An 11,986-nucleotide genomic window follows, 5' to 3' on the forward strand; every position below is an offset into this window, starting at 1 on the left:
ATGGCAGAATACTATAATAGAGAAAGTTTAAAAGAAGTCGCTGGGGGCGATGAAGATTTTATGGCGGTAGTCGCTCAGGCTTTTTTAGAAGAAATTCCTCCAGATTTGGCTGCGCTAAATGAGGCTGTGGGTAATGACAATAAAGAATTGGCGTACCAATTTGCGCACAAAATGAAACCCAATTTCGAAATGTTTGGAATTGAGGTTTTAAAGGATATCGCAGCAATTGAAGATTGGACCAAAACCTCAAAAAAAGTAGCTTCTATTCAAGATAATATGGATAGGGTTATGGAAATAGTGACTCATGTAATTGAAGAACTTCAAAAAGACTTTGCAGGTTAATGCTGGCAGAAATTATTACCATAGGTGATGAAATTCTTATCGGTCAGATTGTAGATACCAATTCAGCTTTTATAAGTAAAGAGCTCAATAAAATTGGAGTTCAGGTGTATCAAATAACGTCTGTTCAAGATGATAAAACTCATATTTTAAAGGCATTAACCAATGCTAAAGAGAACGCAGACCTTATTATCGTTACTGGCGGACTGGGGCCTACCAAAGATGATATTACCAAACAAACATTCTGTGAGTTTTTTGACGATACCCTAGTCGAAAATACGGAAGTACTTAAAAACATTAAGCATATATTTTCTACATACATCAAGCGAGAGCCGTTACCTTCTAATTTGCAACAAGCAATGGTGCCTTCCAAAGCTACGATTCTAAATAATGAACATGGCACCGCGGCCGGAATGTGGTTTGAGAGCAACCATAAGGTCTTTGTGTCGCTTCCAGGAGTTCCCTACGAAATGAAGGCTTTAATTTCTAATGATGTGCTGCCAAGAGTTATCAATCATTTTAATCGTCCTTTCATTTATCACAAAACCTTACTTACCTACGGAAAAGGAGAAAGTGAAATACAAGAAATTATTACTAGTTGGGAGGAAGCTTTACCTTCATCCATTAAACTTGCTTATTTACCTTCGTTAGGTAGAGTTCGATTACGACTTTCTTCAAAAGGGTATGATAATGACTTCTTAGTAGCATCGGTAGATTCACAAATGGACAAACTCTATACTATGCTTGACGACATTGCAGTAGGGTATGAGGATGAAACGACCATTCAAGAGCAGATTTCAGAGATATTGCAAAAGGAAAATGCGACTTTAAGCCTGGCTGAAAGTTGTACTGGTGGCTCCATTGCACAAGAGATAACAGCTATCGCTGGATCTTCAGTTTATTTTAAAGGGGGAATTATCCCTTACGCTACTACCTTAAAATCTGACATCTTAGGAGTCAACTCGAGCTTGATTAAAGAGCATTCCGTAGTAAGTCTAGAAGTAGCTGAAGCTATGGCAAAACAATGCCGCAAGCTTTTTGATACCACCTATGCATTGTCTACAACAGGAATAGCAGGTCCTACCAAAGGAGATGGATTTGACGAAGTTGGAACGGTATGTATTGCTATTGCTGGTCCGCAAGGGATTACAAGTGAAAAATTTAGCTTTGGAAAGCCGCGAGAAAGGGTCATAAAAAAAGCAGTGAACAAGGCCTTTGAAATGGTATTAAAAGAAATTTCAAAAAACTAAATTTCTTTTGTTGTGCAAACCAATAATATTACTTAAATTTGCAGCCTGTTTTAAAATAACTATAAAGTTTAAGCAATGTCAAGAGTTTGTGAGCTTACCGGAAAGAGAGCAATGGTTGGAAACAACGTATCTCACGCAATGAATAAAACAAAACGCAAGTTTAATGTAAACTTAGTTAAAAAACGTTTTTTCATTCCTGAAGAAGATAAATGGGTTACCCTTAAAGTATCTACTTCAGCACTAAAAAACATTAATAAAAAAGGTATTTCTGCAGTTATCAAAGAAGCAAGAGCAAACGGCTACTTGACTAAATAATTGCAAACCAGTAAAAGTCTACTACGATGGCTAAAAAAGGAAATAGAGTACAGGTAATTTTAGAGTGCACAGAGCACAAAGAGTCTGGGAAACCAGGAACTTCACGTTACATTACAACAAAGAATAAAAAGAACACGCCAGATAGAATGGAGTTAAAGAAATTTAACCCAATCTTAAAGAAAATGACGGTTCATAAAGAAATTAAGTAATTATAAATATAGATTCCCGCTTTCGTGGGAATGATAAATAAAATTTATCATGGCAAAGAAATCAGTAGCATCGTTACAAACAGGATCTAAGCGTCTTACCAAAGCTATTAAAATGGTAAAATCGCCTAAAACAGGAGCATACACATTTGTAGAGTCTATTATGGCTCCAGACGTAGTAAACGACTGGTTAAACAAACAATAACCTGCGTTAAGATATTTACTAAGAAGCCACTTTTTAACGAGAGTGGCTTTTTGTATTTTTGGGCGTGTCCCAGACGCTCACATTGATTTGGTCTGGGTCGGGCTTTCGTCGTTACATGGTAACGTACTCAATCCCTCACGCATAAATTACGAGTTGAGCGGTATCTAAAAACTTCTCTATTCATCAACGTATAAATTTTTAACATGAGCTTTTTTAAAAAAATATTTAATCAGGAGAAAAAAGAAACCTTAGACAAAGGATTAGAAAAATCAAAAAATACTTTTTTCGATAAACTGTCCAAAGCAGTAGCAGGGAAAAGTAAGGTTGATGATGATGTTTTGGATAATCTGGAAGAGGTATTGGTTTCCAGTGATGTAGGTGTAAACACAACCTTAAAAGTGATTGAACGAATTGAAGCTCGTGTTGCAAAAGATAAATACGTAGGGACAGACGAATTAAATAAAATTCTTCGCGAAGAAATTGCTGGCTTGTTGAGTGAGGTCGATAGTGGTAATGCAACCCATTTTGAAGTGCCTGTACACGAAAAAGGACCTCATGTTATTATGGTGGTGGGTGTCAATGGTGTTGGAAAAACAACCACCATCGGGAAATTAGCAAATCAATTTAAAAAGTCGGGAAAAAAAGTAGTGCTGGGGGCTGCAGATACCTTTAGAGCGGCTGCCATCGATCAATTGCAGGTCTGGGCAGACCGAACAGGCGTTCCTATCGTAAAACAGGACATGGGAAGTGATCCTGCGAGTGTAGCTTTTGATACTTTACAGAGTGCGGTTTCTGAAAACGCAGACGTAGTCATTATTGACACTGCAGGTCGCTTACACAATAAAGTCAATCTTATGAATGAGCTCACTAAAGTAAAGCGAGTAATGCAAAAGGTCGTTCCAAATGCCCCGCATGATGTTTTGTTAGTGCTGGACGGTTCTACAGGCCAAAATGCTTTTGAACAGGCAAAACAATTTACAGCCGCCACCGAGGTAACTTCATTGGCAGTAACCAAACTTGATGGTACCGCAAAGGGAGGAGTTGTAATTGGAATTAGCGATCAGTTTCAAATTCCTGTAAAATACATTGGCGTAGGGGAAGGAATTGACGATCTGCAAGTGTTCAATAAGTTTGAATTTGTAGATAGTTTTTTTAAATAGTTTAACACTTCTTTATTTTTTTAAACCTTTGGCATTTTTATCTTTAGTGGTGATTTTAGTAGTGTAGTACTACAGCTTATTTTAATATCACTTGCTATTTATGATACATCCGCATACCCAATTACAATACATCAACGACGAAATTGGCCATGGTGTGGTCGCAACAAAATTTATCCCTGCAGGGACTATTACTTGGGTTTTGGACAAACTAGATAGGACATTCACTATAAAAGAATTTCAAAAACTCGACAAGCTATATCAGGATATTTTAGATTTTTATACCTACCGAAATAGTAAAGGTAATTTTGTTCTTTGTTGGGATCATGGTCGCTTTGTAAATCATAGCTTTAAATCTAACTGCCTTTCGACAGCTTACGATTTTGAAATAGCGATTCGGGATATTCATCCTGGCGAACAATTAACAGATGATTACGGGTATTTAAATATTGAAACTCCTTTTAGGGCTGCCGAAGAAGGCACTAAACGTAAAACGGTATATCCAGACGACCTTAAAAATTACCATAAGGTCTGGGATAAGAAAATTGCAGCTGTTTTTCCTCAAATATTAAAAGTGGATCAGCCACTCGATAAATTACTTTCAGATAAAACCAAAAAAGAAATTTCAGAGGTGATTAATGGAAATAAGCCTTTGGCTTCAATTCTTGAAATTTATTACGAAGCTAATTAATAAGTGCACTAATTTTTCCCCATAAATTATTATCATATCCAGAAGGGCCTAATAATTCACTTCCTCCATTACCTCCCATTCTTACAACTACCATATTTTTGCTGGGAATCACATATAATTTCTGATCATCCTTTCCTAGTCCTGCAATCAAATCTGATGGGGCATTTGGGATAAGAGTCCCAGAAAACTGTGCCGTTGACTGTGGGAGTCTATAACTTTCTTTCCCATTTAGCCACCAGAGATATCCATAGCTTTTATTCAATTCCTGTGAGGTATTAGTCATGGCTTCAAAATAAGAAGCATCGATAAGTTGTTCTTCTTTCCAAGCTCCTTTGTTAAGATTTAATAAGCCAAACCGAGCCATACTTCTTGCGGAACTAAAATAAACATTGTTATAGCCCAGTGTAATCCATGCGCCATTCATCCCTATTTTGTCTTTTACCTTTTCTGAAAAATATGTGGTGAATCCTGTTGGGGTAGCTGCATCCAGTACTGGTTGCAATAAAGTGTAAAAGGCATTATGATAATACCAAAAAGTGCCAGGATCACTAAGATAGCGTAAGCACTCTGGATCATAACATGCAGTATTGTCAACTGTGTAATCTCCCCCAGAAGTCATGGTGAGTTGGTGAAACAATTGAATAGTATTTTCCTGAGCTAGGCTCATACTTGTCCAACCTTCCCCTAAAAACTGGGAACTCATATTCTCAATAGAAAGTAGCCCCTCGTTTTCGGCAATACCTACCGTAAATGCTGTTAGGGTCTTACCAGCCGAATTCCAAGGTTGAAAATCGTCATTCGAGGCGCCATTATAATATTCTTCAACCACAATTTTGCCATCTTTTAGAATGATAAAGGCTTCGGTGTTAGTTTCTGAAAGAAAAGTAGTCAATTCAGGTAAAGCACTTTCATTCCAATTCTGCTCTGAAATTGTAGTGGTTTGCCATTCCGAAGAATTTATAGGTGGAAAATAAAGCGTTTCCATAGGTTGCATGTCATCTACAATTTCTTCAGTCGAATTATTATCACTAGAACAAGCGATAAGAAAACCTAAAAGGAGAAGTAAATATTTCATTATTAGTACGTTTCTTCTTTGACAAATTTAACTAACAAAGGTTTAAAAGATTGTATCTTTGCAGTCCGAAAATTTATGCATGAGAACGAAGACATTAAAAAAGAATAAGATAAATGTAGTTACCTTGGGTTGCTCTAAAAATGTGTACGATAGTGAAGTACTCATGGGGCAACTTCGCGCTAATAATAAAGAGGTGGTTCATGAAGAGGAAGGAAATGTTGTAGTGATCAACACCTGCGGATTTATTGCCAATGCTAAAGAAGAAAGTGTCAATACTATTTTAGAGTACGTTCAGAAAAAAGAAGAGGGCATCGTCGATAAAGTTTTTGTGACGGGTTGTCTTTCTGAACGATATAAACCAGACCTTCAAAAAGAAATTCCAAATGTGGATCAATACTTTGGAACCACAGAATTACCTGGCCTTCTAAAAGCTCTGGGAGCAGATTATAAACATGAATTGATAGGTGAACGTTTAACAACTACGCCAAAAAATTATGCGTATTTAAAAATTGCTGAAGGGTGTGATCGTCCATGCTCGTTTTGTGCCATCCCAATAATGAGAGGAAAGCACAGGTCTACACCTATAGAGAATTTAGTTACCGAAGCCGAAAAATTAGCAGCCAAAGGAGTGAAGGAATTAATTCTTATCGCTCAGGATTTAACGTACTACGGACTTGATCTTTACAAGAAAAGAAATCTGGCAGAACTGCTTCAAGCACTTGCAAAAGTAGAAGGTATCGAATGGATTCGATTACATTATGCATTTCCAACAGGATTTCCAATGGACGTATTGGATGTGATGAAAAACGAACCTAAGATTTGTAACTATATTGACATTCCATTACAGCACATTGCAGACCCCATATTAAAATCGATGCGCCGCGGAACGACCAAAGCGAAAACAACAAAACTGCTGGAAGAGTTTCGCGCTGCAGTACCTGAAATGGCAATACGAACTACATTAATTGTAGGGTATCCAGGAGAAACACAGGAAGATTTCGAAACCTTAAGAGACTGGGTGATTGAACAACGCTTTGAGCGTTTGGGTTGTTTTACGTATTCTCACGAAGAAAATACACATGCCTACAATCTAGAAGATGATGTGCCTGAAGATGTAAAGATAGATCGTGCAAATAAAATCATGGAGATTCAGTCGCAAATTTCGTGGGAATTGAATCAGCAGAAAATTGGTAAGGAATTCAGAGTGCTCATTGACCGTAAAGAAGGTACTTATTATATAGGACGAACAGAATTTGATAGTCCCGATGTAGATAACGAAGTACTTATTAATGCGGAAGAAGGCTACTTACGAACAGGAGAATTCTTTACCGTGAAGATTACCGCAGCAGAAGATTTCGATTTGTATGCAGAAGTAGTGCACTAGTAAATCGGTTGAGTGATTAGCTAGTTTCTTAAAAGGGGTTTTCCTATTTTTGAAGAAACTAAGTTTTATGCGGAATCCCTACTTTATTATTTGCTGTGTATTTCTTCTATTTTCATGCAAAGAAAATAAGAAGGAAACTCATCAACTGCCTACAGTTGAACCCCTTTCCGTTATACAACTTTTTGATAATCCTTCAGAAGAGAAGAGCCAATTGCCAAGACTGTTTAGTAACGGAAATGCCCTTTATTTCTCCTGGGTTACAAGAAAAGATTCGACAGATCACTTACATTTTTCAGTATTAAAAGATAGTACTTGGACACTACCTTCAGAAATTACAAGTGGAAAAGATTGGTTTACCAATTGGGCCGATTTCCCCGCGATTGCTGAAAATAAGGGTACAGTATTGACAAATATCCTTCAGAAATCGGCAAATGGCACTTACACATATGATATAAAATTGAATCTCTATGATGAGACCCTGAAACAAATTCAGGGAGAACAAGATTTTTTTCTACACGATGATGGCACCAAAAGTGAACACGGTTTTGTATCGATGCAGCCTTACAATGATGGTTTATTTCAAGTAGCCTGGCTCGATGGAAGAAATACTTCTGCTGCTCATGATTCTGAAACTCATGAAAGTGCTGGTGCCATGACGTTGAGAACCGCACAAGTCTCCTATAATGGAACGATAGCAAATAGAGTAGAATTGGATAATCGTGTCTGTGATTGTTGCAATACTGCAATGGCGATCACTAATAAAGGCCCTGTGGTAGTCTATCGAGACAGAAGTGATGATGATATTCGGGATATTTCTATTACCAGATTGATAGATAGCATTTGGACAAAACCTGAAACCATACACAAGGATAACTGGAAGATTGCGGGTTGTCCTGTAAATGGACCGGCAGTTGATGCCTTAGATGATCATCTTGCCGTCGCATGGTTTACTGCAAAAAATGATAAGCCAAAAGTACACGTTATATTTTCAGAAGATAACGGAGAAACGTTTGATATCCCAATTCGTGTGGATACAAACGAAAGTTTAGGGCGGGTAGATCTGGTGATGCTTTCTAAAGAATCGGCTGCAATCGTTTGGATGGAACTATTGGAAGATGAAACCTTGATTCAATTAATAAAAGTGAATAGCAATGGATCCAGAGGAGAGGTTATGACAGTTTCTAAAACAGATTCATCTCGTGCAAGTGGCTTTCCGCAGTTAGAAAAAGTAGGTGATACCTTATTTCTGGCCTGGGCGATGCTAAAAGAAGGAGGATCATCCATTAAAACAGCAAAGGTTGCTATTGCGCAACTATAACAACGTTTTATACCTAAGACCCATAGATTTTAAATCCACTAAATTATTAATATCTCCCTTCTCATAATAGGTCATACGTTTCCGGAGCCAACCACCACGGCAGCTGGCACAAGAATGATGCAGCTCATTTCTATTTTTAAAGAGCGGGGTTACACCATAACTTTTGCAAGTACAGCATCCATTTCTGAAAAGTCTCAAAACCTAGAGGAACTTGGAATTTCTTCAGAAACTATTGAACTTAACAGTTCAAGTTTTGATGTATTTGTTAAAAAACTTGAGCCAACAATCGTCCTTTTTGATCGCTATATTACCGAAGAACAATTTGGTTGGCGTGTGGCTCAAATGTGCCCAGAAGCACTTCGTATTTTGGATACCGAAGATTTGCATTTTCTACGGAAGGCACGACAGGAAGCTGTAAAAAATAATATTCCTGTTACGAAAGCGTATCTATTTACTGAAACAGCAAAACGTGAAATCGCGAGCATCCTTCGTTGTGACCTTTCGCTTATCATTTCTGAAGTTGAAATGCAGCTTCTAAAAGAGACATTTAAGATCTCTGAAGCTTTTTTACTATACCTGCCTTTTTTGATCGAACCGTTAGCCGCTTCAGAAAAACTCACATTGCCAACTTTTGATGAAAGACACCATTTTGTTACTATTGGTAATATGTTCCATGCACCCAATGTAGATTCGGTGCTTCAGCTAAAAAAAGAAATCTGGCCACAGATTAAAAAGCGATTACCTAAAGCTGAATTGCATGTGTATGGTACGTATGCTTCTCAACAAATTATTCAGCTTCATTCAAAAAAAGAAGGATTTCTAATAAAAGGATGGGCACCTTCAGTTAGAGAAGTAATGACACATGCGAGGGTATGTGTAGCGCCAATTCGATTTGGTGCGGGATTAAAAGGCAAACTCATAGATGCAATGCAATTTGGGACTCCTTTTGTAACTACCCAAATGGGAGCAGAAGGTATTTTTACTTCGGAAAGTACTTTGGCGTATACAGAAGATAATAATGAAAAATTTGTGGATACTGCCGTTACTTTATATTCAAATAAAAAAGATTGGTTAGTAGGGCAGCGACTAGGGTTTGCGACGATAGAAAGTCGTTTTAGAAAAAAAAGTTTCGAACCAATTCTTATGGAGAGGATAAAACATCTTTTGACAAAATTATCTTCTCATAGAAATCAAAACTTTATAGGACAGGTGCTGCAACACCATACGTTACAGAGCAGTAAATATCTAAGTAAGTGGATAGAGGAAAAAAATAAAGCATCGGGAATGAGTTAATAATTAAACTTTTCGAGTTACAAGATATTAAGTACAACCCTTACATTGCACTGTCTATTTACTTCACTTAGACATTGTGATTAATTAAAGTTGATTTGGAAGATTAATTGCTATGAAAGAAAACCTTCTCTTCGTCACTGTCGGGAAGGTTTTTTTGATGCTGTTTGTTGTGCCTAAAAATTATAATGTGAATTTGTTATTGTTTACAAAAAAGATAGCATTGACAAAGAGTAACTTTCCGTTTTCCCAGAAAGATCGAAATAGTACATCATCGACCATATAGATCATACTTCCACTTCCCATGCGCTCTTCTGCGAACACAACAGAATTTGTTAACCCTTTAGTGGCTTTTTCACCTGCAAATCCAGATACAACTACAGGAGTATCCTTGATATATCCTACATTATATCCACTATCTAAAAAAGCATAAGAAGTTCCTCCTAATTTTAAAGAGTAGTAGTCTTTATCGTATCCAAACGCCATTGGGTGTGTTACATCCAGTGTTGTTTTAAAAATGCTTCCTGTAATTAGATTGGGTACCTGCGCACGTTCACGTTGGTCATATGGGATTAAATTATCTGCTGAATTTTCTTCTTTTTCTTCAGAATCGTCTTCATCTTTATTAGAAGTGAGATTAAATCCTTCTTTGTCTGCAAAAGAACGAACAGCAGCTCCTATAGCAATGACTTTTCCGCCAGACCGAACCCAATCTTTTAAATCAGTAAGGGATTCTTCGGTAAGGATACGTCCGTACCAGCCTTCAGGCATCACTAATACATCATACTTTTGAAGCACTGACACGCTAAAATCATCTGTATTAATAGAAGTGATTGGGTAATTTAATTGTGTTTCAAAAAAGTGCCATAGCGCTCCATAGCTGAGAGATGACGTACCTTCTCCTTGTAACATTGCTATCCGCTGATTGTTAATTAACTTAACATCGGGGGATCCAAAATCGGTAATTGCATCCGCAAAACTTGTGTTTGATGCGTATAACTTACGATTGTGTTTGTTGGCAATTTCAATTAGTTTTTTGCTGAAAGTTTCATTCATCCTGTTATCACTTTTGGTAATGACAAGGCTTCCGCGTCCGAAGGTCTTTCCGCCAAAAATCAATTTCTTTTCTGAAAAGCGCACTCGGATATCCTCCTGCAATAACTCTGACAAAAACGCAGCATCCTGCATGCTATCCCACTTTGAGATATATCCTGCAGCATTCGCCAAGGCTACATTGTTAATAGTTTCCAGATTTTGAACACTCCCATTGACAAGAGAGGTACTTGCTATAGCTTCTAGTCCATACGCATACGGGATACTCCAAGCTGTAATATCGTAAGTGAGCGGTTCATCCAGTTTTGCAGTTGACTCAAATAATACTTTGACCATCTTCCCCTTTGGCTGATTTGTTGATACAACCAACGCGCCTGCAGCATCCATGCTTCCATCTTTTTGAGTGGTATAGTTATAGCCACTTACCTTTCCGCCATTCGCAAAACTGTACTTAATCTCGTGTTTATCCAACAGATGTGTGAGAGCTTTAATTTTGTCAGTACTGCCTTTTAACACATAACTCTTGAATTTTAGGTTTGTGTTGTCAAAGAATTTTTTAAACTCAGTATTTAGCCTGGCAGCATTCTGAGAAGAAATTTCAACAGTAGAAAGTGCTGTAGTTGTATGGTGTGCCACACGATCTACCAAGGTTAATTCAAAACCTTCGTCGGTGTTAATTCCTAAGCCAGCTCTTCCGTGACCTGCTTGTTCGTAAGTCATACCAATAGCGCCCATAAAAGTTGGATAGGTGTCCCCATAACTTGGATATAATAAGTCAAAACGTTCGCGGGTAAAAAATAGCCAACCTTCATCATCAAAATAGCTGGCGTGATTTTTACCAATTTCTGTTTGAAAATCTCGCTGGAAATCAGTTATAATCTCATGAAAAGGTTCTGCAGCAGGTGCAAAATAATAAGGCTCATTGATACCCTGTTCGTGAAAATCTACGTGTACGTGCGGCATCCATTTATTATAGATCTTTAATCGTTGCTGGGTTTCTACCTGTGATGCCCATGCCCAGTCCCGGTTGAGGTCAAAGAGGTAATGGTTAGGTCTTCCCCCTGGCCAGGGTTCATTGTGTTCTGTCGCTGCTTGCTTCGGATTGTAAGGAGTGGCTTTTACCTGATTATACCAATTGGCATACCGATCACGTCCGTCCGGGTTTACGCAAGGATCAATAATTACGACCGTATTTTGTAGCCAGGCTTTTTTTTCAGTAATTAATCTATATAAAGAGCTCATGGAAGCTTCGGTACTTGATGCTTCATTACCATGAACATTATAACTTAACCATACAATTGCAATTTCTGGGGTTGCATTTCCAGCAAGAATCCCTGTGTTTTTTAAATTATCCTGTCGAATTTGCTCAATATTGGCGAGATTTTCTGGCGTAGAAACTATCGCATACGTAAGCGGTCTGCGTTCATTTGTTTTTCCATAAGTGTCATAGGTTACCATACTACTATTTTTGGCAACATGCTCAAAATAGGTAACTACATCTGCATGTCGTGAAAATTGAGTACCTAGTTCGTAGCCTAGAAATTCTGAAGGAGATTGAACTTGAGCTTGCACAAACGAGATAAAAAGAACGAGTGGTAAGATTAAAAATCGTTTCATTGGTGGGTTTTAATATGAAAGGCTAAAGCTACTAAAGTTTTGCCAAATTCTGTATTCTGAAGTTGTTATTATATATTATCATTATT

At 37.7% G+C, this 11,986-nt stretch carries 12 protein-coding genes; 10 read left to right on the plus strand and 2 right to left on the minus strand.

What is annotated here, in order from left to right:
• The 7 genes from ACFQO1_RS10700 to ACFQO1_RS10730 all read left to right on the plus strand — a co-directional run bounded on the left by ACFQO1_RS10700 (position 1) and on the right by ACFQO1_RS10730 (position 4,163).
• Positions 1 to 342 carry an Hpt domain-containing protein gene (locus ACFQO1_RS10700; protein WP_380218055.1) on the plus strand — a complete coding sequence of 114 codons (342 nt, stop codon included), beginning with the start codon at positions 1 to 3 and terminating at the stop codon, positions 340 to 342.
• On the plus strand, positions 342 to 1,589 hold the full coding sequence (locus tag ACFQO1_RS10705) for a competence/damage-inducible protein A (protein ID WP_380218056.1): 1,248 nt from the start codon (positions 342 to 344) through the stop codon (positions 1,587 to 1,589). Before ACFQO1_RS10700 ends, ACFQO1_RS10705 begins: the two co-directional genes overlap by 1 nt.
• Positions 1,590 to 1,664: 75 nt before the next feature.
• Positions 1,665 to 1,904, plus strand: coding sequence for a 50S ribosomal protein L28 (gene rpmB / locus ACFQO1_RS10710; RefSeq protein WP_380218058.1), 240 nt, complete (start codon positions 1,665 to 1,667; stop codon positions 1,902 to 1,904).
• Positions 1,905 to 1,930: 26 nt separating this feature from the next.
• On the plus strand, positions 1,931 to 2,113 hold the full coding sequence (rpmG, locus tag ACFQO1_RS10715) for a 50S ribosomal protein L33 (RefSeq protein ID WP_045081706.1): 183 nt from the start codon (positions 1,931 to 1,933) through the stop codon (positions 2,111 to 2,113).
• 49 nt (positions 2,114 to 2,162) lie between these two features.
• On the plus strand, positions 2,163 to 2,315 hold the full coding sequence (locus ACFQO1_RS10720; RefSeq protein WP_380218059.1) for a DUF4295 domain-containing protein: 153 nt from the start codon (positions 2,163 to 2,165) through the stop codon (positions 2,313 to 2,315).
• Positions 2,316 to 2,518: 203 nt separating this feature from the next.
• Positions 2,519 to 3,475, plus strand: a complete 957-nt coding sequence (ftsY, locus tag ACFQO1_RS10725) for a signal recognition particle-docking protein FtsY (protein WP_380218060.1) — start codon at positions 2,519 to 2,521, stop codon at positions 3,473 to 3,475.
• Between the two features lie 100 nt (positions 3,476 to 3,575).
• Positions 3,576 to 4,163 (plus strand): SET domain-containing protein, encoded by a 588-nt coding sequence (locus ACFQO1_RS10730; protein ID WP_380218061.1) that lies wholly within the window; start codon positions 3,576 to 3,578, stop codon positions 4,161 to 4,163.
• On the opposite strand, the gene ACFQO1_RS10735 is transcribed toward ACFQO1_RS10730, so the two are convergent.
• Positions 4,156 to 5,238 carry a serine hydrolase domain-containing protein gene (locus ACFQO1_RS10735; protein ID WP_380218062.1) on the minus strand — a complete coding sequence of 361 codons (1,083 nt, stop codon included), beginning with the start codon at positions 5,236 to 5,238 and terminating at the stop codon, positions 4,156 to 4,158. The genes ACFQO1_RS10730 and ACFQO1_RS10735 overlap by 8 nt on opposite strands.
• Positions 5,239 to 5,317: 79 nt before the next feature.
• Here ACFQO1_RS10735 and rimO point away from each other — a divergent pair, with 79 nt between their 5' ends.
• From rimO to ACFQO1_RS10750, 3 genes are all read left to right on the plus strand, one after another.
• On the plus strand, positions 5,318 to 6,622 hold the full coding sequence (gene rimO / locus ACFQO1_RS10740) for a 30S ribosomal protein S12 methylthiotransferase RimO (RefSeq protein ID WP_380218063.1): 1,305 nt from the start codon (positions 5,318 to 5,320) through the stop codon (positions 6,620 to 6,622).
• 67 nt (positions 6,623 to 6,689) lie between these two features.
• Complete coding sequence (locus tag ACFQO1_RS10745; RefSeq protein WP_380218064.1) at positions 6,690 to 7,940, plus strand: hypothetical protein; 1,251 nt, start codon at positions 6,690 to 6,692, stop codon at positions 7,938 to 7,940.
• Between the two features lie 114 nt (positions 7,941 to 8,054).
• Positions 8,055 to 9,233: a glycosyltransferase gene (locus tag ACFQO1_RS10750; protein ID WP_380218065.1), complete on the plus strand. Its 1,179-nt coding sequence runs from the start codon at positions 8,055 to 8,057 to the stop codon at positions 9,231 to 9,233.
• 180 nt (positions 9,234 to 9,413) lie between these two features.
• On the opposite strand, the gene ACFQO1_RS10755 is transcribed toward ACFQO1_RS10750, so the two are convergent.
• Complete coding sequence (locus ACFQO1_RS10755; RefSeq protein ID WP_380218066.1) at positions 9,414 to 11,900, minus strand: M14 metallopeptidase family protein; 2,487 nt, start codon at positions 11,898 to 11,900, stop codon at positions 9,414 to 9,416.
• Between the last annotated feature and the right edge of the window lie 86 nt (positions 11,901 to 11,986).

Source organism: Jejudonia soesokkakensis (assembly GCF_042664795.1).
Lineage (GTDB): Bacteria > Bacteroidota > Bacteroidia > Flavobacteriales > Flavobacteriaceae > Jejudonia > Jejudonia soesokkakensis.